The following is a 25,413-nucleotide window of genomic DNA, read 5'->3' as shown; positions in this document are numbered from 1 at the left end:
TCACAGCTTGCCGCTGGGCCATCGTTAGCTCCATGAAAACGGGCATAGCCCCGAACCGCCGCCACACTTGCGAACCACGCCGTTACGCGGAGGTTTTCAAATGAGGCAACGTATCCGGCTACGCGGAGGTTTTCAATGAGTCAACGCGGAGGCTCCTGTTTGTCGGAGCCGCCCGGTAGACTCGCGTTCTATGACGCGCTGCCGCGTCTCGACTTTTGGGGGGTCTTGCCATGTTTGCTGCTGGGGATGGTTCACGCGCGCTTGGGGGCTTAAGCGTACGACGACGGCGCCTGGGGACGGCGCGCACGGTGGCAGCCGGATTGGGCCTGGCGCTGCTGCTGGGAACCCTGGGTTCGCCGACGTCACCGGCTATGGCTGACGCGGTGACGGATATCTTCTCGACAGGTGAGCAGCCGGCACGGATCGCTGTTAACCCGGTGACGAACACGGTGTTCGTGACGTCGATCGAAGGTGTGACCCGAATAGGGGGACCGTCCGGCTTGCCTGCCGTGGATGCAGGTGACAGGGCCTTCGATGTTGCCGTAAACACGGTGACCAACAAGATCTACATCAGCACAGCAGGCGGCTATGTTTCCGTGGTGGACGGGGCCACGTATGGTCCCGCCGTACGTGTGCCAATGACCGCTGAACCGTCCGTCCTGGCGGTGAATGAAATCAGCAACAAGATCTACGTGGGCATCAGCGGCGGCGTAACCATCATCGATGGCGCAACCAACGCCACCACTACCGTTCCGCTAACGGGTGGCGCCCAAAACATTCAGGTGAACCCTTCAACAGGCAAGGCATATGTCCTGTCTGGCGGGGCCATCAAGGTCCTTGATGCAAGCGCTCAAGTCATCGCCTCAATCAACGTCGGCGCCGGGGGCATCCTGGACCTCGCGATCAACAAAGCAACCAACAAGATCTACTACACAACGCTCGGCCGATACGGGGCGGGCGTCAGTGTCATCGACGGAGCAACAGACACTGTCACAGGAAAGTTCAGCAGCACAAGCAAGCTTGGACAGTTGGCGGTGAACAAAGCCACCAACAGGATCTATGTCGCTGTTGACAGCTCTTCCCTTGATGGGGCGGTCAAAGTCCTCGACGCCGCCACCCTTTCTGAAGTAGCCCAAGTACCCACCTCTTCGTACGTTAGGGACATTGCGGTCAACGAGGCAAGCAACAAGATTTACGTTCCCACCTCCGGCCGAGGCACCACGATCATTGACGGACAGGACAACAGCAGTTCCGCTGTATATACGGGGCAGGAGCCGTTTGCCGCTGCGGTGAACGCCGCTACAAACAAGGCCTACGTGGTCAACATAGAAAGCGATTCCGTAGCCGTAATCGATGGGTCCGTATCGGTACCCGCCAAGAACGACTTCAACGGCGACGGTCGCGCAGATGTTCTGGCTCGGGACGGCGCTGGCGTTCTGTGGTTGTATCCGGGCAACGGCTCGGGTGGCTGGCTGCCTCGTACGCAGGTGGGCCAAGGCTGGAACGTCATGACGGCGATGGTTGCTCCCGGAGACTTCAATGGGGACGGCAAGGCCGATGTTATGGCCCGTGATGGCGGCGGCGTGCTGTGGCTCTACCCGGGCAACGGCTCGGGTGGATGGCAGCCGCGTGTGCAAATCGGCAGCGGCTGGGAAGGTATGAGCGCCATCGAGGGAATCGACTTCCGCGGCGATGGGTTCCCGGACGTGGTGGCCCGCGACCGTGGTGGCGCATTGTGGGTCTATCACGGCGATGGCAACGGCGGCTGGCTGCCCCGTACCTGGGTGGGCTCCGGCTGGTCCGACATGTCCGAGATCACGGGCGTAGGCGACTTCAACGGTGACGGCCTGTCCGATATTGCTGCCCGCGACGGCGCCGGTGCGCTCTGGCTCTACCCGCCCAACGGATACGGCAGCTGGCTCCCGCGACAGACCATCGGGCAAGGCTGGAATGTCATGAACTCCCTGGTTGGACCCGGTGACTTCGACGGCGACGGGCGGGCGGATATCCTCGCCCGCAACGCCGCTGGCGAGCTGTGGCTTTACTCCGGCAACGGGGGAACGGCGTGGCCTTCGGCTTCCCGTGTTGGCACTGGGTGGAATGGGATGACGGCGATTCTGTGAGTGGGCGTCGTGCGGTAGCGCTGGGCAATGACCATAGACCGTTTGGGGCAGCGAGACTTGCCTACACTGACGTCATGACCAATTCAGGTAGTGCAGGCTTTTGGGGATATGCGCACATCGACGACGAGGCTGACAGCGGGCGTGTCACTCGGCTGGCGAAGAAGATCCAGTTGGAGTACCAAGTACTAACGACTCAGAAAATAGAGATCTTCGTGGACCGTGACAGCCTTGCATGGGGGGATAACTGGCGGGAACGCATAGACGGTTCGCTTCAAGCAACGACGTTCTATATACCGATCATTACGCCGAGCTTCATAGCGAGCAAAGAGTGCCGTCGGGAGTTTCTTTCGTTCGTCAACGCGGCCAAGGCTCTCGGTGTCGAGGAATACATCCTCGCAATCCGCTATATACCGGTGGAGGATTTGAACGACGATAGCTCGGACGAGATCAAGGCGCTCGTCGCTGCTACGCAGTACGAGGACTTTGGCGATCTGCGTTTTGAGGATGAGACAGGCCCCCTTTACCGCAAAGCCGTAAACAGACTGGCTACGCGCCTGAAGGAACTGTCGGAGCTCGTCGAGTCAAGACCAGCTGCTGCGAACGTACACGCTGACCGTATGGGGATCGGTAGCGCGGTAGTGGCGGTGCTGACCCGCGAGGACGGCAATGCTCCTGGCCTGCTTGACGTCATTGGGGACTTCGAATCGGCCTCTACGAAATGGCTGGAGACCATAAACAAGATCGGCCCCTTGATCGATGAGTTCAACGGCGCAATTCGTGAAGGTACGGAGGAACTCAACAGTGTTGCCGATAAGCCGTTTGCTCAGCGATTGAACGCCCTGCGCAGGATGGCGCAGCACATCGAGCCTCCTTCCAAGAAGATAGAAGAAGCCGGGGCCGAGTACGTCGTGAAGCTTCTGGCAATCGATCCAATGGTCAGGGCGATGATTGAACTTGCCAAAGCCACGGAATCAGATACCCCCCAAGCTTCTGCCGCCAAAGATCAGTTTGTCGCCATCCAGAGGATGGCCGCGACATCTAAGGCTACGTCGGCTACTTTGACTGAAGTAGGCGCCATGGCACGGAAGTACTCAAACTTCAGCCGCGACTTGCGACCAGCCTTTAAGGCCTTCGACGCTGGTACGCGCAGCATCGTAGATGGGCAAAGCATCATCGACGAGTGGGCGCGACTTGTGCAAGACGCAGGACTTGCTGAGCAGCTTGACGAAGGATAAGCCGCGCCAGTCAGTCACTTTCCAAAACGTATCATCTGAGGTTGGTCATGATGAATGTTAGGTGCATTCGAGCACCCCTCGTTCTCAGTCGGTAAACGTGTGTAATGGGAATCGCGAAGAACCTCATTATGCGTTGCGTTGCAACAGAGTTCGACCTAGCTTCAGCGCTGCCCCAGCCGTTAGAAGTGGCTGGGGTGCGCTTGCCATGACAGCAATTCTCTGGTCCCGCCTCAAGGATCGCGCAGTTTCTTGTCAGCTTTGGCGCAAGAACCCGCAGGATTGGATCAATTCCGGCTTTGGACGTGGGATCAAGTGAGATGATTCATGCATCATGCACCGTGCACAATTGGGGGTCTCCAACAATGAAGTACAAAAGGTCTTTGTCGGCGCTTGCTCTGATGGCCACGCTCGGTCTGAGCCTGTCTGCCTGTGGGGGTGCGCCAGCTGTCTCGGCAACGTCGCCTTCGGCCGTCCCCGCTGTTTCGTCGTCTTCAGCTTCTCCGGTCGCCACTCCGACGGCTGTCCGGGTCGAAAAGCCAACGCCGACCCCGACAACTACTCCGAAGTTCACGACTGCTGAGATTGGGGATGTGGCAGTAAACGGGGGAATCCAAATACGGGTCACATCGGTGGTGGCCTCTCCAACGGTAGCGCTCAATACCTCCAACTACCGTTCGGGTAGCGGATATGAAACGTATGGAGAGGTACCAGCCCAGTCCGGAGGGAAGTACATAATCGTCACTTCTGTGGTCACGAACAACTCCAAGGCTCCTATAGACCTGACCTGTGGCTTTCCTATTGACATAAAAGCGTTCAACGTGGCTGCCCAGATTTACAGTCCTATCGAAGATAATCGGAAAATTAAGGGGAACCCCGAATGCAATGCTGAACTGCAGCCGGGCTTTGAGTCGCCGATGATTTGGGCCTTCATGGTGCCCGACAAGACCACCATAATAGCTGCCATGTTCGCTGAAGTTGATTTTTCGTCGTCAAGTAAAAAGGTTGACCCTACGATCATTTCTTTCGGAGCCGGATTATAAGTGGCACCGGGACTCCAACCATTTTGGAAAAGGGCCTCGCAATGTCGGCCCTTTACTGGCGAATGTCATAATGGCGAAATGCGCGTCGAACACAAGGGGGCACACTGAATGACTGCAGGCGTTGACACGACCTTCGACTTCCACTCCGATACTCCGGAGGGCGAGGACCCTGATGAATCCAGCCCGACTCTGCTCGAGTACCACCAACTGTTGTGGAACAAGGAGTTGCCCGCCGGCGGACGGTTCGATCTGAGACCCGAGCCTGGCGCTTATCTCGTGCACCGGTCCGCCCGGGGTGTCTTCTTCCTCGCCAGTGAGGCCTTCACGACACGGCTGGGCGGCAAGGCGGCGGGGGTCATACGCGAGATCCCGGCCGAGAACCTGCCTGAGTACATCGGCTACACGGTCGGAAGCACACTCGTGTTCCCAGGCAACAAGATCGGCAGAAAGATGACCATCAATGGTGCACGCGGGTTCCACCCCAGGATCACTGATCGCCCCGACTTGACCTTGGAGTGTATCCGCCGGCACTATCTTGGTGAGCTGCCGAACCCCCTTGCGGAGCCCCTGGCAAGGTACGCGGATTTCTTCGCCCTGTTCGAGAACTTCCGCGGGTACGTAGACTTCTTCCTCCTGCAGGATCTCCTAAAGGATGACGGCAGGTCCATAGACTACTTCCACCCGATCGGCGACTTCAGCGCAAAGGACGCCGTTCCGAGGGATGAAGAGGAATACCTCAAATATTTAAGACTCAGCAACGCTTTCATAGGGGCACGCAATCGCAGGATTGACGCACAACCTTGAAGGGCGGATCAACCGCAATTACACGAGGTCGCTCCGAGACGCCTCAAGGGATCTCTGCGAAGTCTTGAAGTTATATGAGGAATTGCTTGGACCTAGCTGCTGCCAAAAGCGTAGCTGGGACGGCTGCACTGTGCAGGTGCAATGTCCGGGCTACCCGGCATGTGAACGGTTCAATCAACTAGAGCCCGTCTGCCTCCCCACCACCCCGCGCCCGCTTCAGATCCTTCCGCAACCCGCGGTTGTCTTCCTTGAGCCCACGGTTGTGTTCCTTCAGTCCACGATTGTCCTCGGTCAGCTCCCGGTTGTCTTCCGTGAGCCCTCGGTTTGCGGCTTCCAACTCGAGCACCAGTTTCACGCCGGCAAGGTTCAGGCCCTCGTCCAGGAGCGTGCCAATCCTGCGCAGCGTCGCGAGGTCCGTTTCGCTGTAGCGGCGCGTGCCGCCGTCGGTCCTTTTTGGGGTGAGCAGTCCTTTGCGCTCGTACTGCCGGATGTTTTGCTGCCCCGTGCCGACCAGTTCTGCCGCAACCGAGATCGCGTAGACCCCGCGGGCGTCCCGGTCGGCAGCGTCACGCGTGCCAGCGCCGTCCGACTCTGCGGGCGTACCGCCGTCGTGCTCCAGCCGCTCGGTGTCGCGATCGCCAGCCATGCAAACCTCTCAAAAAATCTTTGAAAAAACCTCTTGCACCACTCTCTCACCGGTGCTATAAAAAATCTATACCAGCCAACACAGATCTGGAAGGCTGGCACAACAACAAAACCGCATCAAGATCTGAAGGAGTGAGAACCAAATGCTGATGCGCACTGACCCGTTCCGCGAATTCGACAGGCTCGCCCAACAGGTTTTTGGCACAACAGCACGCCCTGCCGGCATGCCGATGGATGCTTGGCAGGAGGACGGGCAATTCATTGTTGCCTTGGATCTGCCGGGCGTCACGCCTGATTCGGTGGAACTGGACGTCGAAAGCAACGTCCTGACGGTCAAGGCAGAACGTAAGTCGCCTGCGGGCGAGAACACCGAGATGCTTGCCGCCGAGCGCCCGCAAGGCGTCTTCAGCCGGCAGCTCATTCTTGGTGACACCCTGGATACCGATGGCATCCAGGCCAGCTACGACGCAGGCGTGCTGACACTCCGCATCCCCGTCGCCGAGAAGGCCAAGCCGCGGCGCATCGAGATTTCTTCCGACGGCCAGCGGCAGGAGATCAACGCCTAATAACAGCTGCCCCGCTGGAGCTCCACCCGGGGGTGGCTAACCAGCGGGGCGTCAGGCCGGGAGCTTCAGACCGACCGCATCGGAATAGTTGGGCGCAGGCTTCGCGCCACGCCACAGCACTTGTTGTGCAGAAGAAACGCGGTCCCCGACGTTGTCTCCCGATTGATGGCCCCCGGCCCGTGCCGGGGGCCATCGCCAAATCCGCATCACCCATCCGGAACCAGCAGTGAGTACCAACCAACCCGACTACTACGCCATCTTGAACGTGGCTCCCAGCGCGACAGCCCGTGAAATCACCCACGCCTACCGCTCGCTGCTCCGGACGCACCACCCGGATACCCGCAAAAACCCCGACGACGGCGACACCTCCAAAGCGGGCGACCTCCAAAAACTGCACGCCATCATGCAGGCGTATGTGGTGCTCTCGGATCCGGCGAAGCGGAGTGCCTACGACCGCAGCCGGCGAACGGGGACCTCGTCTCGTAGTTCATCGGGCTCGAGTGGTTCCTCAGGTAAGCCGGTAAAGGTCCGTATCCACAAGACGACGGCCCCGTCCTCGGCTACTCAAACGGATCAACAGCCTCTCGTCTTCGGCCCGGTCCACTGGGAACCGCTGCCCAGGACAACCCCCGGATTCCCCTCGCCCAAAGTCCGAAGGAGATACCTATGAGTGCCTGGCGCTCGTACGACAGCCATCTGATGCCCGCCTTCTATGAGCGATTCGAGAGTCGCTGGGGAAAGGGCACGGCACCGTTCCTGGATCCGGAAGTTCACGAGCAACCCATGCCGCGCGCTCAATGGATCAATGTGGACACTGGCGCGGCCGTGGCTGTGGTTCCTATCTGGACGGACGATCCCGAACATCGCTCCTTTGGCGTTTTCTACCTCCCGCCGGCCGGCGACATTTGGATCCTCCGCCCAGGGCCGACCACTTTCATGGAACCTGGCAAGGGCGGGAGCAAAGAGCAGGTCTCGCTACGTAACGACGCCTTCAAGAAGGCAGTCCATCACGCGAAGGAATTCATCTACGGGCCGCAGCCTTAGGGTGTGTCTCCTAAAGCTGCCACCAGATGCTGACTGCTCTAAGAACAGCCCCGCCGCGGTAGGTGAGTGCGAGTTTGTCGTAGCCGTGCCAACGCGCGCCACTGCTTGAAGACGTTGAAGTTCCGTTCGACGACGTTCCGCGCTTTGTAGTCCTCTTTGTCGAAGGCTGGCAACCTGCCCCCGATGGAACCGCGTCGCTTTCGATGGCCGATCTGATCGGATGGTTGCGGGATAACAGCCACAATGCCGCGGTCACGGAGGTGGGTCCGAATCGCCCTCGAGGAGTATGCCTGTCCCCGCGGACACGGTCCGGGCGGGTGCGTGGCCTGCCCGGGCCGCCTGTAGCCCTCGGCTTCGTAGAAACCGGAAGAATCGGCCGAACAGACGCCGTAGATGACCTTAATCTCATCTGTCAGAGCCAGTTCCCGAAGTTGGGACAGCAGCGCCGCCCCGAGCCCTTCACCGCGGCGTGCGGCCACAACAGCGATGCTGTAAAGCATGACGAATTCCTGGAGTATGACTGCCCGTGATTTGGGCGTGAAGCTCCGAGCCATCGCCTGAACCTCTTTTACTGGGGGCGCTGCGTGGAGTGCGGCAACAATGTCGCCGTCATCTTGGTGGGCATTCCCGCCGCAACGAGCGGGGCCGAAAAGTCTTAGACTCCTCGGCCCCACTGTTAGCAGTCGTCCTGTGGCATCATTCTCTCCCCAGGGGCGTGCACGATCATTGCAAGTCGTTCTCGGTGAAAGAGTCTGACCAACGTGTCTGGCGCTCGAGGCTGGGCCGTTCATGACCTGTTGCGCCGTTCCAGGTTCCGGGAACAGAGCTGATAGCCTCACCCTGTGGGGACGCTGGATGGGCTGCCACGGCGGCAGAACCGGCTGCGGCGGCAGAACCGGCTGCGGCGGCAGCCACCACAGCGTAGTCCCGAGCAGCGGCTCCGGCCTGGCGGGCTTTAGTGGCGGCAACGCCCCGTCGCTCCCAAAGCCGTGACGAGACAGCCTTTACCTTTTTTCGGAATATGAGGCCAAGAGCGGCGGCCACCAAAATCAAAAATGCCAGAATTCCAAGAAGAATCAAGCCCCCCAGAGTAGGTCCTTTGGCAGCGACATCCACATACTCCCCGGATTTCGCATCGCTTGAGGCAACGGTCAATCTTCCACCGTCAATGCTCGCGGTTTCCAGATTCCGGCCCTCAACGAACCCGTGGAGAACAGGAAGATTGACCACATTGGAATAGCTGCCCCTCACCCCACCGTCCAGTTGTTTGCCGCTCAACGGCAAACTCATCGTCACTCGATACTCCGGCCAAATATTGAGGCCTTCCGGACGCTCGACGGTAAAGGTTGCCCCGGGGACGTATCCGGCGAGTTTACGCTGGAAGTCTTCGGGATCGGAGCCTTCCAGGACTACCGTGTAGCTAGTCGTGTCTCCCTGCTCGTTGGTTGCGAAGGAGCCGACGTCTTTTGCGGGCGCCAACCGCTTTTCGAAGGCATCGCCTACGCGCTTAACATCGCCTGATTTCGCCGTGTAAGTGATGGTCTGTTGGACGCCCCCGTCAAGCCGCAGATCGGTGACAATTTGTGCGCTCTCCACCGGAATGGGCCGTTCGAAGACCATATTGAATGTATTTCCTGTGGACCCTGTCTGCCCGGTTCCGGCCTGTGACACGTTGGTGGAGCCCTTTGTGAAGCGCCACCCATCCGGTGCCTGAAATTGTTGGGAGATCGGGTGGGAGTTCGGTGAGCATACGGCCGAGCAATCCAAGGTTCCGGACATTGTGGTCCGCAGCGTCAAAGGGTCGTCCGGCGAGATGACCTCGTCGATCTTTATATTGTTGGCCTTGGCTCCAAGTGTCTGCTGCAGTTTGGCGTTCAGCGCTTCCAAGCCGTCAGCCGCGAAGCTGATCGTGGCCCCGTTGGAACGATCCTTACCCATGACGCCAGCTGTCAGAGTTGCACCTTCAGGTTTGGCCTTGGCGAAGAACTCATCCAGTTTTGCTTGTTGCACCGAACCGATGGGGTCATCTGATGCGTAGGACACAGAGGCTTGGAATCCACCGCTGGGTGTCATTGAGGTGGCTATTCCCACCTGATCAAATCCGTTGTCGACAACATCTGTTGCGGTGATCGCCTGAGAGGACTTATAGACCTTGCCCTTGTAGTGGACTTCGGACTCGCCGACTTCGAAAACGTTCGTCTTGTTCTCGTTCTTAACTACACCATCGGCCACGAGCCCGTCCGCCATCCAACCAAGCAAATCTACGGAACTGAAGTTCTCTTTGACGTTCAAACCCTGAACAAGACCGGATTCGTTGACGGAAAGGTCGATTTGCGGCTTGATGGTGCTGGCACTTGCTTTGAGCAGTGCCGAGACCTTGCTCGTGTACTCCTCAGCCGAACCAAAGGACAACTGGAACACGAGCTGAACCTTGCCGCCAGTTTCCTTGAGGCCTTGATAACTCAGCGACTCTGGAACGTTTTTCCGGATCGATGCCTCTACAGCGGCTGTTCCGCCGTTTAGATATTTTCCAGAATCCGCGGCGTCGATGGTGGCAGTCATGGTCCTGTTGCCCTTCGAGCCGCCATCCAGCGTGAGCAGAGTCGTGACTTTGGCCCCGCACGAGCTCAACGCCAGGGCAAGGACAACCAGGAAGGCCATGAACATCCCTGCTCGTCGCGCCCTACGGTTCGACCGCGTAACTATCTTCTCTTGCATCGTCGTCATGAGCCCAGAAGGCTCTCGGCGAAAATGGCGAACAAGGTGGCATAGACCACCGCGACCAGGACAAGCCACAGGGCGCTAAACAGGACGTGAGGCACTAGTACCGACTTCTCGAACGTAGTGACACGGTTGACGCCAACGTAGATGAGTAATTCCGCGGCGAAATTCAGCAGGGCGAGCAACGCTGCGGCAACTACCGTCACGACAGAGCCGAAGACGGCTCCGGGAACAAACATCAGCACAAAGGCTGCCACGTACACGGCGAGGTGGCCCGAGTAGGCGACAGCAAGTATGTTCGCGCCGACCGAATAAGATTGAGGGCGACGGCGGACAGCGAAGAGCCATTTCAGAGTTGCCGCGCGGAGAATGAAGGCTGCTCCGGCGAAGAGCATTCCGACAAGGACGATTCCTATCCACTGCCCAGGGCTCAACGAAACATACGAAGAACGATGAGCCCCGAATGTGGAGAACAATCCAGCTACTGCGGTGTTCGCAGCTGACACGGTACGGGTCACGGTTGTTGCCGCTGACAGCCCGAAGACCAACGCTGCCATGAGGAAAGATACGAGCCAGAAACGCGGGATCCGTCCCGACAATTGGAATGCCTCCAGCGGATAACCCCGCAATATCATCCTGAATGCGGCCCACTGCCCCAAAATGGCCGTGAGGACTCCATCCTTAGGCGCTCCACTCACGGAGACGTTGACTGCGACGGTTTCATCCGTTCCCTTGGTTGCACCTTCCCCAATCGGATCGTCGGTGTTTGTTGTAGCGGGTTCATCTGCACGAATGTCGTTCATATCTCTCCCCAATGGGTTGTCGTTTTGGCGGCCGCTTCAAGCGCATCACCGCGGTTGGTGGCCTCCGAGGAGGTGCCAGGATCGGAGTCAATGGCAGCGGGGCCCGCAAGAACATCCTCTGACCAGCCGCCAAAGCATGACGACAGCCACAGGCCCTTCCCCGTAACCGGTGGATAAGAAGTGCGTCGGGCGTTCCTAATCGGCCCGTGAGCGAGTCGGTTAAGTATTCGAAAAAGTGTCGACCACACCCAAGGTGCACCTTAGAAACCGTTAGATTTTCGAGGCAGTGGAAGTCGACGCCTCCATCTACGGGGACTCCGAAGGAAAGGCACTCCGCAAGAGCAGTGTCCCGGGAATCGGAATCGTGTTGCGGTTTTCAGAAAATTTCTGCATATCGGATGAGGTGTGGCACCGGCCGGTTTTTGGTCGCCGTCATGAAATGGCGCGTAGGCGGTGTTATAGGAGGTGCCGGCTGATGCCGCGGGCGTTTCAATCCAGACCGGCACACGGCTGAAGGAGAACTATTGAGTCAGTCAATCAACCACCTGGCTGCGCAGCCTGGCTGGTACGCGGATCCGTCAGGAGCGATGAGGCTTCAATGGTGGGATGGCGCTGCACGGTCAGGTACTTCGCCGACTGGCCTGCCCAAGGCCCGAAAAGTAGGCCCCTCCTGCCGCCTGGGACGCGGCGACGGAACGTGGGACAGGATCCTGGCCGGGCTGCTGAAGGTGGCGGATGCCCGCAGTGAAGTGGACTGGTCGATTTCGGTGGACTTAACGGTGAAACGCGCCCACCAGCATGGCACCAACCTTCCCCGCACCACAGGGGGCCCCGTCGAATTACATGAATCTGTTTGCTGCGGGCGGGGATGCGCCGATGTTCACCCACCTCCTTCGACAAAGAGGACTACAAAGCTCGGAACGTCGTCGAACGGAACTTCAACGTCCACGGTCAGAATTCCCGCAGCACATCCGGAAGCTCATCCACATAGACGGTTTGGGGCGGCTCAAAGTAGATCACCAGAACCTTTTCGCCCACAGGAAAGACGCTCGTCTTATCGAACGGGTAGGCAAAAAATGCGCTGGTACCGCCGTGGAAGGGGAGCATGACTTCGCCGATGGTGCCCGGAGCAATCGTCCCGGTTACCCTTCCGATCTTGCCGGTGAGGCTCCGATTGACCTCTCTATGCATCTGAGGCCGCATCTGACGCCTTCGACGGCGGCGACTTCACAGCAGTGGGCCGGGTTGGCTGTGCAGGTGGTCGGCCAGCTCCGTTCCCCTTCAATGCGGAAGCCAGGGAGGGCAGGAAGCTGCCGACCTGGGACAGGATCCCGCCCACCATGCTGTTCAATCCGTCGCCGCCATTGAGGACTGTCAGCTGGCCGATCCGTGAGAAGGGCTCTGCCGCGGCCGAAACGATGGCGGGCATGTTTTCCGCGATCTGTTGGTTGATGACGGCTTCCTGGTTTGTCTCCAACGCTTCACCACGGGCCCTGATACCTTCGGCCTCAGCCAACGCCTTGGCCTTCACTGCAGATGCTGCCGCATTACCGCGGGCAGTCGTTGCAGCTGCCTCGGCCTCGCCTGTCACACGCGTTGCGCCGGCCATTGCCGCCGCAGCTCCGGCGTTGGCTTGGGCCTCGAGTTCGACGCGCCGGGCGTTTGCCTGAGCGTCGAGTTCGATCCGCTTCGCGAGGGCCTCGGCGGCACTGATGTCAGCAGCCTTCTTTGCTTCGGCCTCGGTGCGTTGGGCGTACGCCTTGGCATCCGCGGGCTTGCGGATGGTGGTCTGCAGCTTCTGCTCTTCGCGGTCGGCCTCAAGCTTGGCTACCTCGGTCTCCTGGACCACCACTTGCTGCCGCGCAGTTGCATCGGCCAGCGGTCCGGCCTGAGCAGCGTTGGCACGGGCCTGTTCAGCATTCGCCTGCGCGGCAGATTGCTTGATGGCGGACAGGCTTTGGGCATCAGCAATCAGTGCTGCAGCTTCCGCTTCCTTCTCAGCCGCTTCACGGTTGCGAGTCGCCTCGGCGATGCGGGCCTCCATCTTGACCTGTGCGATGTGCGGCTTGGCGAGGTTCTGGATGTAGCCCGTCGGGTCCTGCAGGTCCTTGATCTGCAGGGAATCCACTACGAGGCCAAGCTTCTCCATCTCCACGCCGCTAGCACTGCGGACCAGGGAGGCGAGCTTGTCGCGCTCGCGGATGATCTCCTCAACAGTCATGCTGCCGATGATCGAACGGAGATGCCCTTCAAAGACGTTGTAGACCTGGCTCTCCATCTTCGGCTGCTGTCCCAGAAACCTTCGCGCTGCGTTCGCGATGAATGGGGGAGCGTCGCCGATCTTGTAAATCACCACGCCGTCGACAATCACTTGGATGCCCTGCGATGTCACGCACGAAACCTTGAGTTCCGTTTCATTCAGCGTCAGCGCAAGGGTTCGCACGGTCTGCAGCCCGGGCACTACCAAGGCGCCCTTGCCCGTGACGATCTTGAAATCCATGCCGTCGGTATTTTCGAGCGTGCCGCGGGTCAGCCCCGAGATGATCAGGGCCTCGTTCGGTTCCGCCACTTTCCACATCGCCTTGGTTGCCAACCAAACGAAGCCGATGACAACGATCACGCCAAGAATGCCGGCGATCAAGGGGAAAAATGCCGAGAGGTCGTCCATTGACCTTGTCCCTTCAGACGATGTGAACCGGCCTCATCCGTTGACCCCCATAGGCCATGTGCCTGTTCGTGTACACAGTCTCGTTGGGCTGCAGCAGGGAAGTCCAGCACATTTGTGCGTCATTTGTGCCACGACGCCGAGCCAAGCCGCGGGAGCCGTCCCACCCAACCCAGCCACCCGCCGTCGAGCATTAACAAAAGAAGGCTGGTGCAACCTTTGGAGAGAATCCGTAGGTGGCTGCACCAGCTGCTAGTACGACTTTCTGTTATTAGTTGTGACACCTGTTCATTGGCCGCTCCTAGTTCCCGGCTTCTATTATTTCCGGGCCTTTTTATCGTCTGTGAAGTACTGGGCGAACATCCAACCGGCGGCGATCATCAGGATGCCCAGCACCATGTGGGACCAGTTGTCCACGGAGTTCAGGGAGAGGAAGTTTGCTGCCGAGTCGACTCCGACGCTCAGTCCGTAGATGCTCAGCAGGATGTACAGGGCGCCGAAGCCCATCAGGAAGTTCCGCGCACCGTGTGCCGTGCGGGACATGGCCCAACCTGTCGCGCCGATAGCCAGCTGTACGAGGTTGAGCAGCATGGACACCTGGAACACGCCAAAGAGCATCGCGTGCGAGTTCGGGCCGAAGAATTGCAGCTCCGAATACTGCATGGTGATGCCCGGAATGAATCCCAGGACGCCAACCAGCGCGAGGACGGCACCCACACCCATGCCTACGACCTGGATGTCTTGCCGTCCGAAGTGGACACCGCGTGCATGTGAAGCAGACGTACTCATGTGCTCCTCCAGTCACCCCTTTGCGAACATCTCCCATTTTACGGCCGGTTCACCCAAAAAGCGCTGGAATTGGCGGTATTACAGGGCGCCTGCCGAAGGAGCGCCGCCTACCGTGGCACGATAGGACACGATGAAACTGCGCGCTGATCAGACCGGAAACCGTGGCCTCCCGATGCCCCTTTGGCTACAGGGTGGTTTGGAAGCAGCGCAGGCAGCCTTCATTTCGGCCATCGTTGTTGTGCTTCCGCTGGTGGGGGTGTGGGCCACTGACGGATTCCAGAACAGAAACGTGGACTTCCTGGCGCGCCTGGCCGGCCAAGCCTGGCTGCTGATCCACGGTGTTCCGCTGACCTTGGCACAGGTCAACCTTGGCACGGCCGGCCAGCCTGGAACGGGACTTCTTTCGCTGATTCCCCTGGGCCTGACGCTCATTCCGTTCCTGCTTGCATGGCGGGCGGGGCGACGACTTGCACGCGCTTCCTATACGGACCAGCTGTGGCAGGCCTTCATGGGCGCCTGCGTTGTATATGCCGCGTTCGGGACAGCCACAGGATTCGTGTGTCGCACACCCGAAGTGGTCATTAACCTGTGGTTCGCCATGACCATCCCGTTGATCTCGTTCGCGCTCGGCTTGGTGGTCGGCGCCCGACGCGAGGCCGGCTCCTGGAGCAGGCTCATCGGTGTGGACGCGGTCGCCTGGATTGCCAAGACAAGCCAGCATTCACGGTGGGCAGGCTCCTACGTCGGCTCGGGTTTGAAGGCCGGATTCGTTGCGACCATGGCCGCTGTTTGTCTCGCTGCAGTGCTGTTGGCCGTGGACATCGTCTGGCACTGGACGGACATCATCGCTGTTTACGAAGGTCTCCAGGCCGGAGCGTTGGGCGGGGCCGTCCTCACGATCGCGCAGCTCGGTTTCCTTCCCAACCTCGTGGTCTTTGCTTTGGCATGGTCTTCCGGGGCTGGCTTCTCGCTCGGAGTCGGCTCGCACGCCGGGCCGCTGGGCACCGCCGTCGGGCCTTTGCCTGCCGTCCCGATTTTCGGTGGGCTTCCCTCCGGACAACTCGACGCAGGGCCCATGGCTCTCGCCCTCCCCGTGGTTGCGGGGATCATGGCCGGCTGGTGGTTCCTCCGCGAAGGCGAAAACCACTTCGATGAGTGGCTCTCCATCAAAATCAAGGCCCGCTGGTTCACAGCGGCGGCGTCCACGTTGTTCCTGGGCGCGTTCATTGGAGCTGTCGCCGGGGTCTTGAGCGGTGCACTCGCATGGGTCGCACGTGGTTCAGCCGGTATCGGCCGGCTCACGGAAATCGGACCTCACCCGCTGTGGACGGCAGTCTGGCTGGCCGCCGAAGTGGGCATCGGCGTCGTGATCGGTTACGCAGTGGGGCCGTGGCTGGAACGCCGCCAGAAGCTGCGCGAGGCGAACTTGGATGAAGTAGCGTTCGACGACGAACACGCCTGAGCTTGTCCGTTAGCGGACCGGACCCGGCATCGAGTCCTCAAGCTGCGTGAGGCACTGTGTCTTGGCCGATTCCGTCAGGGCCGAGCGAGCGCAATCCTGATACGTGGTGACTTGTTTGAAGAAGAGCACAGACGTCAGAATCAGCAGGCACATGACCGCCGAAACCACGAGTCCTGAGATGGTGCCAAGCAGCACCAACCGGGGATGCTTGTACTTCACCGACCGGACCAGGACGACAATCCCGAGCACCAAACCTGCAATTGTCAGGATGGCGCTCAACCACACGTAGTTCACGTTCAGGGAGAACACGAAAAACGATCCCAAAGCCGACAAAAGGAAAGCGCGGAACAGGATCTGTGTCACGCCGAAAGCGGACTTTTCCGCGGCGGTGCGGGGTTGCTGGCTCGGCCTGGGACGGACGTCGGGATTCATGTTTTCCAGCCTACGCGAGCCGCCCATAAGCTAGTGCAATGCGCATTGTTGTCCTCGTGTCCGGTACTGGTTCCAATCTTCAGGCTGTCATCGACGCCGTGAAGTCGGGTGAACTGGATGTCGAGATCGCCGCTGTGGGTGCGGACCGGCCTGATACCTACGGTGTGGAGCGCTCCGATGAGGCCGGCATTGAGACCTTCGTGGTGAACTTCAACTCGTTCGAGACCCGCGCCGAATGGGACGCCGCCCTGCGCGACAAGGTCCTTTCCTATAACCCGGATGTGGTGGTGTCTTCCGGTTTCATGCGGATCGTGAGCGCCGACTTCATCGACGCCTTCAATGGCAAGTACGTCAACACACACCCGGCGCTGCTGCCGTCCTTCCCTGGCGCCCACGGTGTCCGCGATGCCATGGCTTACGGTGTGAAGGTCACGGGCTGCACGGTTCACTGGGCCGACGCCGGTATGGACACGGGCCCCATCATCGCCCAGGAAGCCGTGTCCGTCCTGCCGGACGATTCCGAGGAAACCCTTCATGAGCGCATCAAGGTAGTGGAGCGCCGCCTGCTGGTCCAAACGCTGGCGAACCTCGCCGCTGAGCTCGCCGACAGCCGCAACAAGTAGCTGGCAGTAGTGGTTGTTGCCAGCGCTGAGAACAACCACTACTGCGACCTAGTTGGGCGGGGCGGGGGCGGTTACTCGAGGACGCGCTGCTTCGTCTCCGGGGCGAAGAACGCCATCCACAAAACGGACAGCAGGACCAGCCCGCCGGCCATCGCAAAGGACTGGGCCAACCCGAACTCCGGCCAGAAGAACGAGGCGAACACCAAGGGCCCGAAGCCTGCGCCGACCCGGGAGAACGTCGATGCCCAGCCGAAGCCAGAGCCACGGAGTTCCGTGGGATACAGCTCGGACACGTAGGCGTACAGGACCGGGATTGCCACCTGGACCACGAAGCCGAACACCAGCAGCCAGAACACAGCCGCCGAAGGCACGTCCACCACAAATGCGACTATCACCAATGTCAGCGCGGAAAGCGGGCCGGTGACGGCGAGGATCCACTTACGGCCCACACGCTCCACCACCAGCGCGGCGGCTATCACGCCCAAAAGCCCGACGGCGGCCATCCCGGCCGTGGTGACGAAGGCTTTGTACTCCTCGAACCCGGCGCCAATGAGGATCCTGGGCATCCATGTGAGAGACACGTAGTAGACCAACAGGATGCTGAAGAACAGGGCCCAGGCGGCAGTCGTGATTTTCCAGTTGAACGTCCAGATCCTGCGCAGCTGTTCCCACGCACTGCCGGGGGAGAGCCTGGGGGCGGCTTGGGGTTCGGGCAGGCTGTACGCCCGGGGTGAAGCGCCGGTGGCCTCCACCAAAGAATCAATCACGGCTGCTGCCTCAGTCCGCCGGCCGGCCCGAATCAGGAACAACGGAGACTCGGGAACACTGCGGCGCACCCAGAAAACGAGGAGCGCAGGCAACACCATGATCAGCATGGTGAGCCGCCAGTCGCCGAAGGCAGCAACGAGGCCAGCCGAGATGAAGCCACAAAGCGCCGCACCCACGGGCCACCAGCCATCCATCGCAGTGAGGACTCGGCCCCGCTGCTTGCGCGGCGTGAACTCACCCACCAGCGCGTAGTCCACCGGGATGCAGCCGCCCAGCCCGAACCCGGCCATGAAGCGGAAGATGCAGAACCACACGATGTCCGGGGCGAAGGCGCCGAGCACGGTGAAGATGCTGAAGATCAGGAGGGTTGCCGTGAACGCCTTCTTGCGGCCGATGGTGTCGGCGATGGTTCCCCACGCGAACGCGCCCACGGCCATGCCGATCAAGTTGGCGGTGCCGATCCACGCAGCGTCAGCGGGCTGAAGGGACCAATGCTTGGACAGCAGCGGAATGAGGATGCCATTGAGCGTCACATCCCAGGCGTCGAACATGAATCCCAGGCCACCGATCACGAAGATCCTGCCTTGAACCTTCCACCGCCACGGCAGTTCCTGCACAACTTGCTCGCCGCTGGGCACGGCTGTGTATGTATTCATCTGCCCTCCTGCATGCAACTTTATGCGCTCGGGCCAACACCGCCGTCTGGGTTACTTCTGGTTTTCGATCGCCCTCCGCAGGAAACCGCCGGCTTCTTCCAGAGCACTCTTGGCCTGAGCTGGTTCGATGCTCGTCAGCAGCATCAGGATGGCTGCTTTGACAGAGCCGTTGACCGAGTCCAGTGCCGCCACGGCTTCATGCGCGTCCACGCCGGTCGCGTGCTGGACTGTCCTTTGCGAGCGGGCGAGGAGTTTCTCGTTGGTCGCACGCAGGTCAACCATCAGGTTCCCGTACGTCTTGCCGAGCTTCACCATCACCAGCGTGCTGATCATGTTCAGGACAAGTTTCTGCGCCGTCCCCGAGTTCAGTCGCGTGGAGCCTGCAATGAACTCCGGCCCCACAACCACCTCAATCGCCACGTCCGCCAGATGGCTGACGGCCGAGCCCTTATTACACGCCAGCGATGCCGTGAACGCACCCTTCTTCCGGGCCTCTTCCAGCGCGCCGATCACGTAAGGCGTTCGGCCGGACGCAGTAATACCCACGACGGCGTCCGCTTCCGTCACGTTAATATCGTGCAGGTCGCGCGCGCCTGCAGTCGCGTTATCCTCGGCATACTCCACCGGCTTCTGGATCGCTTGGACGCCACCTGCGATAAGTCCGACGACGAGTCCCGGCGGGGTGCCGAACGTCGGCGGGCACTCGCTCGCGTCGAGCACACCCAGACGCCCGGCCGTTCCAGCCCCCACATAAAGAAGGCGACCCCCACGCTGGAGTCGCTCCGCAACGGCGTCGACCGTTTGCGCGATCGCAGGGCTCGCCGCCTTAACCGCAGCGTGTACTCCTGCGCTGTGGGCAAGCATGGCCGCGACGAGTTCCTCCGTGCCCAGGATGTCCAGTTCGCTCAGGTTCTCGGCCGCGGCTTCCGTCTCCAACCCGGCGAGTTCAGTGCGCAGGCCCGCGAGCCTGTCCGCGTCAGTGGGGCTAGTCGGGCCAGTTTGTTCCGTCACGGTGGATGTACCTTTCCTGGATGAGCCCGCGGCGCGTCGCAGCGAGGGCAGCACCGTCCAAGCCATCGCCCAGCGGGGCCACCACCTCAATCCCAGCCGAAGCAAGGGACTTCCGCAAGAGCTCCGCGAAGAACCCGGAGCTGACCACTCCGCCCAGCAAAGCAACACGTTGTGAGCCGGCCGCATCGTCACCCGCAGCCAGCTGCACCGTCTTGGTCAGGATGAGGCAGGCCTCGTCCACAATGACATTCGCGACTGCGTCACCCGCCTCCGCTGCGTGCAGAACCAGCGGCGCGAATCGGGCCATCGCCCGGTACGGGTTTTCGGCGGACGCGAGCCAGCCCGGGAGCATTTCCGGGGAGTCGACCAGGGCCCCTGCTGCAGCCGAAAGCGAGGTGGCCGGGCCGCCGTCGTGCGCTTCCAAAACGGCTTGGAGCCCTCGCTGCCCGATCCATCGGCCGCTGCCACGATCGCCAAGATAAGGTCCCCAACCGTCTGCACGATGTAGGAGGCCGGCTTCGTCGAAACGGAAGGCAACTGCCCCCGTGCCAACGATCAGTGTTGTGCCCGGTGCCCCCTGGAGGGCTCCGAGTTGGGCTGCGGTCGCGTCCGAAAGCACTGCGGCGGGGACGCCGAAACGCTGGGACAACATGGTGGCGAGCTCGCGTGACTTCTCCGCAGAAGCTTCGACGCCGGCCACTGCCGCGCCGATCCCCGTCAACGTGCTCACAGGCAAGCCGGGCGGGAGCATCGAGATCGTCTCAAGGAGGAGGTCGAAAGCGATGGTGGGGCCGTTGTCCATGTGTACGCCGGGGAACCCGTGCTGGTCGGCTGCGCCCAGCAACTCCGTGCCCCTGCGCAGCTCCACTCGGCAACGGCTCTTCCCTACATCGGCGGCGATGACGACATCGGTGGCTTCCATGGATCAACCCTATGTTGTGAGGCCCGAAACGAGCGCGCCGAGGAAACACGATAAACTCTCCGTATCCCCACCACCCGCGACACCACCCGCGACATCTACGCGAACTAAGACGGAGACTTTTGTGAGCTTGACGCAGCTTGACCGTGTTCCCATCCGACGTGCACTGATCTCGGTTTACGACAAGACGGGACTGGAGGAGCTCGCGAAGGGCCTGCACGCAGCCGGCGTCGCTATCGTTTCCACCGGCTCCACCGCCAAGAAGATCGCCGCCGCAGGCATCCCGGTCAAGGAAGTCGAAGAAGTCACCGGCTCTCCGGAAATGCTGGACGGCCGCGTCAAGACCCTGCACCCGCGCGTGCATGGCGGCATCCTGGCCGACCGCCGCGTCCCGGCCCACATGGACACCCTTGCCGGTATGGAGATCGAGACTTTCGACCTCGTGGTGGTGAACCTGTACCCGTTCGTCGAGACCGTGAAGTCCGGCGCAGCACAGGATGACGTCGTGGAGCAGATCGACATCGGAGGCCCCGCCATGGTGCGGTCAGCCGCGAAGAACCATGCCGCCGTCGCCATTGTTACGGACCCCAACTTCTACGGCTCAGTGGTTGCCGCTGCACAAGAAGGCGGCTTCGACCTGAACACCCGTCGCCGCCTTGCCGCGAAGGCTTTCGCGCACACGGCCAGCTATGACAACGCTGTGGCAACCTGGACCGCCAGCCAGTTCCTGGATGAAGACGGCGACGGCATCATCGACTGGCCTGCCTACGCCGGCCTGTCCCTGGAGCGTTCCGAGGTCCTCCGCTACGGCGAAAACCCGCACCAGCAGGCGGCACTGTACGTGGACAAGGCTGCCCCGGCCGGCATCGCCCAGGCTGACCAGCTGCACGGCAAGGCCATGAGCTACAACAACTTCGTCGACGCCGATGCCGCCCTCCGCGCCGCGTTCGACTTCGCCGAGCCTGCTGTTGCGATCATCAAGCACGCCAACCCGTGTGGTGTCGCTGTTGGATCTGCCGAGTCCGCTGACCCGATCGCTGACGCCCACGCCAAGGCCCACGCTTGCGACCCCGTTTCCGCATTCGGTGGCGTGATCGCCGCCAACCGCACGGTGACTGCCGGCATGGCCCGCACGGTTGCCGACATCTTCACCGAGGTTGTCATCGCTCCGGACTTCGAGCCGGAAGCCGTTGAGATTCTCTCCAAGAAGAAGAACATCCGCCTGCTGGCGCTCCCCGAGGGCTACGGCCGCTACCCCTCTGAGATGCGCCAGGTTTCCGGTGGCGTCCTGGTCCAGATGAGCGACAAGGTGGACGCCGACGGCGACAACCCCGCCAACTGGACCCTCGCCGCAGGTGAAGCTGCCGACGATAAGACGCTCGCGGACCTCGCCTTCGCCTGGACCGCTTGCCGCGCCGCCAAGTCCAACGCCATCCTGATCGCAGATCACGGCGCCGCAGTCGGCATCGGCATGGGCCAGGTCAACCGCCTTGACTCCTGCCGCCTTGCCGTCGAGCGCGCCAACACGTTGGGCGTGCAGGTGGAGTCCGACGTCGAAGGTGCTGGCGGTGCCTCCAACGCCAGCGGCAGTGATGCACCCGAGCGTGCACGCGGTGCCGTGGCAGCTTCGGATGCGTTCTTCCCGTTCGCTGATGGCCTGCAGATCCTGATCGACGCCGGTGTCCGCGCAGTGGTCCAGCCGGGTGGCTCGGTCCGCGACGAAGAGGTCATTGCCGCAGCCAACGCTGCCGGCATCACGATGTACTTCACGGGCGCACGCCACTTCTTCCACTAGCAGGGACGGGCAACAGCCCAAAGCCAGTAGAAACGCAGCGGCGGCCGCCCCCCGGTAGGGGACGGCCGCCGTCGTCGTTAGCACGCACTTAACAGGGACGTGCCAGAAAAATCAGGACCGTTACGAAGCGGCCGCCGTGGTGTAGGTCGACTGGATGACGGAGCCCCAGTACGGGCCGTACATGGTGTTGGAGTTGCTGCCGTAGCCGTAGCTGTTGATCGAGTTCTGGTAGCCGCCGGAGCTGTTGCCGATGAACCACGGACCGCCCGAGGATCCACCGGTCATGTTGCAGGGGATGCCCTGGGTGGCGAACTGCGGGTTGTAGAGATCGTTGGTGGCGGTGCCGGAGCAGCTCTTGAGCGATTCGCCGTTGAACGGCGGGGCTGCCGGGTAGCCGAAGGACTTGTAGCTCAGGCCGCGGGCGGCGTTGAACTGGACACCGGAGGAGCCTACGACATCCGCAAGTCGCTGGCCGTTGAGGGTGTTGACCACGGCGAAGGCGGTGTCGTACTGCATATTGCCGTTGGATGCCCATTGGGTGGGGGAGTACAGCGCCCTTGCTGTCCACTTGCCATAGGGTGCGGAGCCGTTGAGGTAGGCGGGTACGAAGACGAAGTTGGTGGCGTAGGCGCCAGGTCCCTCGTTGACGCAGTGGCCGGCTGTGGAGACGGTGCTCTTGTTGGCTGCGGTTACGGAGTTGCCGGAGCAGACGTAGTTTGAGCCGCCCAGCGTGAAGAAGATCTTGCCGATGTGCTTGACCGGCGTTTCGCTCTGGTTGGCCTTGAGGTTGATGGCCTTGGAGTCGGTGGAGGCCTGCTGGCCTTCGACGCTGTTAAGGACGCCCGGGGCTTCGATGACCGGGGCTTTTCCGAGGTTCAGGAGCCGGCCGCGGTCCAGTGCCTTGATGGCGAGGATGTCGCCGGACTTGGCGTTTTTCATGCGCTCCGGGGTCCAGTAATCTGCGGCGCCGTTGTCCGACGCTACATGGCTGCTGACCGCAACGCCGCTGGGGTCTGTGGTGTTAACCGGAGCCGCATTGGCGCTGGTGGTTCCAACCAGGGCCAGGATTGCGGCAGCGGACAGACTCAGCAGGCTTGTGGCCAGGGTCTTGGTTTTTGTCACGTTGTTCCAACCTATCGAGGGAGTGGGGCGGCCAGTGATGGCGACCGCCGACTGACGGAATCGAAGCTACCCAACGTGTGACAAGTTTGTAAAGACTTGTTTCACATTTTGTGATATTTTGCTTTCACTTCCTTGTCGAGCGGCAGGGCTCCCTTGGTGACCCAATAGCTCAGGGGGCCAAGCCTCTTCCGGTGGAAGCGGCCTGGCCCCAGTGAACTAGTCGATCATTCCCGCCGACTACTTCTTGACAGGGCAGACTCCCTTGGTGGTGGTGTTGTAATCCGGCAGGGCAGTTCTTACGCGAGTGCCTGTTCCAAGTTGAACGAGGATTTCTTCCGAGAGTAGATCTTGCTTACCTTTAAGAGCGTCAGCAACGTTAGTGTCCTGGGAAAAGATGAGTTCCGCGGCAATGTTGTCTTGAACGATTCGGGCCAGATTATCCAGGGCCACTGCTACCGGATCGGCGGGCATTTCAAGTCCTGGAAGGTCAATGAGATGCGTATCGACCTTGGCTGGATTCATAAGATCCTTGATGATGATCGTGTTCTGATTCAACTCTGCGGTAGTCCATTGCGAGAGCACCACCGTGTACAAATCGGCCCAAGCTGATTCGCCGAGTTTTTTACGCCAGGTCCCCATCAAGGTCTTGACGCCCGCAATTTGAGCCTCTGAGGCGTATTTCATGTTCACTCGAATGTCCGGGTAAACGTTGCCGGCAAATGCCTGGAATGAAGTGATGCCGAATTTCTTGGTCTTTACCGAATCGGAAATGAAGTCGATGCCACCCGTGAGGATGTTGTAGCAGGATTTTTGTAGTTCTGGTACAAGGCCGGCTTCGGGCAGCACTCTCCGGGCAGTCTCGAGCTTGGACCCGAAGTCCTGAAGCGGGAGGATCCAGTCCTTGGAATGTTCGTCGTTGAATGCGACCAACTTGAGGTCGTGGGGGTCGATGCGGCTCTCGTTAGGTACTCCATGCACACTGTCGGCGAGGTATGAGGCGACAATGGAGTAGCACCCCAGGGGAACGTGAGCGATCGATTTCGCCAATTCGAACGCCTGAGGGACTGGCTCAACCGACTCTCGCGCTCCATTCGTGACGAGTGTGAATTTGCCCCCTGTTGCATTGTTCTGAACAACAATCAACGGCGAAAGATGCTGTACGAGGCCAGCCTTCAAAGCAGCATAATTGGACCTCATCCCGATATTGATGGCCAGAATGGCTTCCTTTGCCTTTGGAGTTGGAACTCCGGCGATTGTAGGAGTCGCCCGGGCTTGGGACAGAGGCATGGCGGAGGTGAGGAGGGCAGTTGCCCCAATGCTGGAAACGCCTCGGATAAATCCTCTGCGTGTGGTCATGTGAATCTTCCTTCGTGCTTCAAAGCACAGGCTGTGCCTTGATGGAGTATTGGCGCTGGTAAGCACCGGAAGATTGCGGGGACATTCTCCGGAGTTCTCTGGTTGAAATCGGCGGACAACTGGGGAGTGGCAGGGTGCTTGGGAGGGCGCCCTGACGACCGCCTCGGGTTGGGACTTAGGCGAGTTCCTCCTGAGTGGCGACTACCACGCCATAGAGATCGGCAATGGTGGCCAACGCCGAATAGTGGACCTGGCAGGCGTCCAGTTCGGTGCCGGCAACGGGCAACGAACGGGTTGCGCTTGCGTCAGCAACGACAGTAGGGCGGTTGCCTCGCAGAAATGCACCCTGAGCGGTGTATGCGACGCACATGTGGGTCATAAAGCCGGCAATGATGAGAGTCTCCCGTCCGGCGGCCTCAACATGTTCGGCCAGGTCGGTGTCCAGAAAAGCGTTAGGCGCCGTTTTTACGACGACTGGTTCACCTTCGACCGGAGCGACCTTTGGATGGATTTGACCAATCTCATTTCTAATGTCGTAGGGGGTTCCTTCTCCGCCATCGTTGATGACGTGAATGATCTTTGTGCCGGAGTTGCGGGCCCGTTGGAGCAACTCGCTGGCTTTTTCCAAGGCATTTTCCCATCCATCCAGTTCCATCACACCGGTGGTGTACGTGTTCTGAAAATCGATCAGAATTAGAGTTGAATCACCAAGTTGCGCTGGCGTTTCATCCAAGCCGTTTAGCTGGCGGAGTGTAGTTCTCGGCATTATTTTCTCCCTAGTGACCAGTTTGCATCCAGAAAATGGACCATTTGATACGCTAACTTCGCATGCGG

Annotated in this window: 23 protein-coding genes and 1 pseudogene; 10 read left to right on the top strand and 14 right to left on the bottom strand. The window is 60.6% G+C overall.

Annotated features, from left to right (window positions below):
- Nucleotides 1-308 precede the first annotated feature (308 nt).
- The 4 genes from AC1DCM_RS24540 to AC1DCM_RS24525 all read left to right on the top strand — a co-directional run bounded on the left by AC1DCM_RS24540 (nt 309) and on the right by AC1DCM_RS24525 (nt 5,202).
- Nucleotides 309-2,123, top strand: coding sequence for an FG-GAP-like repeat-containing protein (locus AC1DCM_RS24540; protein WP_477520073.1), 1,815 nt, complete (start codon nt 309-311; stop codon nt 2,121-2,123).
- Nucleotides 2,066-3,358, top strand: coding sequence for a TIR domain-containing protein (locus AC1DCM_RS24535; protein WP_477520072.1), 1,293 nt, complete (start codon nt 2,066-2,068; stop codon nt 3,356-3,358). The genes AC1DCM_RS24540 and AC1DCM_RS24535 overlap by 58 nt, the downstream gene beginning before the upstream one ends.
- Before the next feature lie 362 nt (nt 3,359-3,720).
- Nucleotides 3,721-4,398, top strand: a complete 678-nt coding sequence (locus AC1DCM_RS24530) for a hypothetical protein (RefSeq protein ID WP_477520071.1) — start codon at nt 3,721-3,723, stop codon at nt 4,396-4,398.
- A gap of 108 nt (nt 4,399-4,506) precedes the next feature.
- Nucleotides 4,507-5,202, top strand: coding sequence for a DUF6994 family protein (locus tag AC1DCM_RS24525; protein ID WP_477520070.1), 696 nt, complete (start codon nt 4,507-4,509; stop codon nt 5,200-5,202).
- Nucleotides 5,203-5,380: 178 nt separating this feature from the next.
- On the opposite strand, the gene AC1DCM_RS24520 is transcribed toward AC1DCM_RS24525, so the two are convergent.
- Nucleotides 5,381-5,848, bottom strand: coding sequence for a MerR family transcriptional regulator (locus AC1DCM_RS24520; protein WP_477520069.1), 468 nt, complete (start codon nt 5,846-5,848; stop codon nt 5,381-5,383).
- Between the two features lie 142 nt (nt 5,849-5,990).
- Here AC1DCM_RS24520 and AC1DCM_RS24515 point away from each other — a divergent pair, with 142 nt between their 5' ends.
- The 3 genes from AC1DCM_RS24515 to AC1DCM_RS24505 all read left to right on the top strand — a co-directional run bounded on the left by AC1DCM_RS24515 (nt 5,991) and on the right by AC1DCM_RS24505 (nt 7,457).
- Complete coding sequence (locus AC1DCM_RS24515) at nt 5,991-6,413, top strand: Hsp20/alpha crystallin family protein (protein WP_477520068.1); 423 nt, start codon at nt 5,991-5,993, stop codon at nt 6,411-6,413.
- A 226-nt stretch (nt 6,414-6,639) separates the two neighbouring features.
- Nucleotides 6,640-7,083 carry a J domain-containing protein gene (locus tag AC1DCM_RS24510; protein WP_477520067.1) on the top strand — a complete coding sequence of 148 codons (444 nt, stop codon included), beginning with the start codon at nt 6,640-6,642 and terminating at the stop codon, nt 7,081-7,083.
- Entirely contained in the window at nt 7,080-7,457 is a 378-nt protein-coding gene (locus AC1DCM_RS24505) for a hypothetical protein (protein ID WP_442002574.1), read from the top strand. The genes AC1DCM_RS24510 and AC1DCM_RS24505 overlap by 4 nt, the downstream gene beginning before the upstream one ends.
- A 10-nt stretch (nt 7,458-7,467) precedes the next feature.
- Here AC1DCM_RS24505 and AC1DCM_RS24500 read toward each other — a convergent pair.
- The 6 genes and pseudogenes from AC1DCM_RS24500 to AC1DCM_RS24475 form a co-directional block, all read right to left on the bottom strand.
- Nucleotides 7,468-7,791, bottom strand: a pseudogene (locus tag AC1DCM_RS24500) (transposase); the annotation flags it as partial.
- A 389-nt stretch (nt 7,792-8,180) separates the two neighbouring features.
- Nucleotides 8,181-10,118 carry a hypothetical protein gene (locus tag AC1DCM_RS24495; protein ID WP_477520066.1) on the bottom strand — a complete coding sequence of 646 codons (1,938 nt, stop codon included), beginning with the start codon at nt 10,116-10,118 and terminating at the stop codon, nt 8,181-8,183.
- 62 nt (nt 10,119-10,180) lie between these two features.
- The gene (locus AC1DCM_RS24490) at nt 10,181-10,981 is read right to left on the bottom strand and encodes a hypothetical protein (RefSeq protein WP_477520065.1); all 801 of its coding nucleotides are present in this window, start codon (nt 10,979-10,981) and stop codon (nt 10,181-10,183) included.
- Nucleotides 10,982-11,932: 951 nt separating this feature from the next.
- Entirely contained in the window at nt 11,933-12,172 is a 240-nt protein-coding gene (locus AC1DCM_RS24485; RefSeq protein WP_477520076.1) for a hypothetical protein, read from the bottom strand.
- Nucleotides 12,165-13,649 carry a flotillin family protein gene (locus AC1DCM_RS24480; protein ID WP_477520064.1) on the bottom strand — a complete coding sequence of 495 codons (1,485 nt, stop codon included), beginning with the start codon at nt 13,647-13,649 and terminating at the stop codon, nt 12,165-12,167. Before AC1DCM_RS24480 ends, AC1DCM_RS24485 begins: the two co-directional genes overlap by 8 nt.
- A gap of 315 nt (nt 13,650-13,964) precedes the next feature.
- Complete coding sequence (locus AC1DCM_RS24475; RefSeq protein ID WP_477520063.1) at nt 13,965-14,435, bottom strand: DUF4383 domain-containing protein; 471 nt, start codon at nt 14,433-14,435, stop codon at nt 13,965-13,967.
- A gap of 130 nt (nt 14,436-14,565) precedes the next feature.
- Between AC1DCM_RS24475 and AC1DCM_RS24470 the strand changes: the two genes are divergently transcribed.
- Nucleotides 14,566-15,897 carry a cell division protein PerM gene (locus AC1DCM_RS24470; RefSeq protein WP_477520062.1) on the top strand — a complete coding sequence of 444 codons (1,332 nt, stop codon included), beginning with the start codon at nt 14,566-14,568 and terminating at the stop codon, nt 15,895-15,897.
- Nucleotides 15,898-15,906: 9 nt separating this feature from the next.
- Here the strand turns inward: AC1DCM_RS24470 and AC1DCM_RS24465 are convergent, their stop codons facing one another.
- Nucleotides 15,907-16,356 carry a hypothetical protein gene (locus AC1DCM_RS24465; protein ID WP_477520061.1) on the bottom strand — a complete coding sequence of 150 codons (450 nt, stop codon included), beginning with the start codon at nt 16,354-16,356 and terminating at the stop codon, nt 15,907-15,909.
- Nucleotides 16,357-16,367: 11 nt separating this feature from the next.
- Between AC1DCM_RS24465 and purN the strand changes: the two genes are divergently transcribed.
- A complete protein-coding gene (gene purN, locus AC1DCM_RS24460; RefSeq protein WP_477520060.1) occupies nt 16,368-16,952 on the top strand; it encodes a phosphoribosylglycinamide formyltransferase in 585 nt (194 codons plus the stop codon).
- A gap of 71 nt (nt 16,953-17,023) precedes the next feature.
- Here the strand turns inward: purN and AC1DCM_RS24455 are convergent, their stop codons facing one another.
- From AC1DCM_RS24455 to AC1DCM_RS24445, 3 genes are read right to left on the bottom strand one after another with little or no spacing between them, the layout of a single operon-like run.
- Complete coding sequence (locus AC1DCM_RS24455; protein ID WP_477520059.1) at nt 17,024-18,376, bottom strand: MFS transporter; 1,353 nt, start codon at nt 18,374-18,376, stop codon at nt 17,024-17,026.
- Between the two features lie 51 nt (nt 18,377-18,427).
- Complete coding sequence (murQ, locus tag AC1DCM_RS24450; protein WP_477520058.1) at nt 18,428-19,387, bottom strand: N-acetylmuramic acid 6-phosphate etherase; 960 nt, start codon at nt 19,385-19,387, stop codon at nt 18,428-18,430.
- Nucleotides 19,362-20,309 (bottom strand): N-acetylglucosamine kinase, encoded by a 948-nt coding sequence (locus AC1DCM_RS24445; RefSeq protein ID WP_477520057.1) that lies wholly within the window; start codon nt 20,307-20,309, stop codon nt 19,362-19,364. Before AC1DCM_RS24445 ends, murQ begins: the two co-directional genes overlap by 26 nt.
- A gap of 121 nt (nt 20,310-20,430) precedes the next feature.
- Between AC1DCM_RS24445 and purH the strand changes: the two genes are divergently transcribed.
- Nucleotides 20,431-22,101, top strand: coding sequence for a bifunctional phosphoribosylaminoimidazolecarboxamide formyltransferase/IMP cyclohydrolase (purH, locus tag AC1DCM_RS24440; protein ID WP_477520056.1), 1,671 nt, complete (start codon nt 20,431-20,433; stop codon nt 22,099-22,101).
- Between the two features lie 120 nt (nt 22,102-22,221).
- Here purH and AC1DCM_RS24435 read toward each other — a convergent pair whose 3' ends face one another.
- From AC1DCM_RS24435 to AC1DCM_RS24425, 3 genes are all read right to left on the bottom strand, one after another.
- Nucleotides 22,222-23,223: a trypsin-like serine peptidase gene (locus AC1DCM_RS24435; RefSeq protein WP_477520055.1), complete on the bottom strand. Its 1,002-nt coding sequence runs from the start codon at nt 23,221-23,223 to the stop codon at nt 22,222-22,224.
- Between the two features lie 237 nt (nt 23,224-23,460).
- Nucleotides 23,461-24,645, bottom strand: a complete 1,185-nt coding sequence (locus AC1DCM_RS24430) for a hypothetical protein (RefSeq protein WP_477520054.1) — start codon at nt 24,643-24,645, stop codon at nt 23,461-23,463.
- A gap of 109 nt (nt 24,646-24,754) precedes the next feature.
- Complete coding sequence (locus AC1DCM_RS24425) at nt 24,755-25,345, bottom strand: cysteine hydrolase family protein (RefSeq protein ID WP_477520053.1); 591 nt, start codon at nt 25,343-25,345, stop codon at nt 24,755-24,757.
- Nucleotides 25,346-25,413: the final 68 nt, after the last annotated feature.

This window comes from Paenarthrobacter sp. 10N417 (assembly GCF_056394745.1).
Note: the sequence above shows the minus strand (reverse complement) of the source record. Positions and strands in the feature narration are given on the sequence as shown.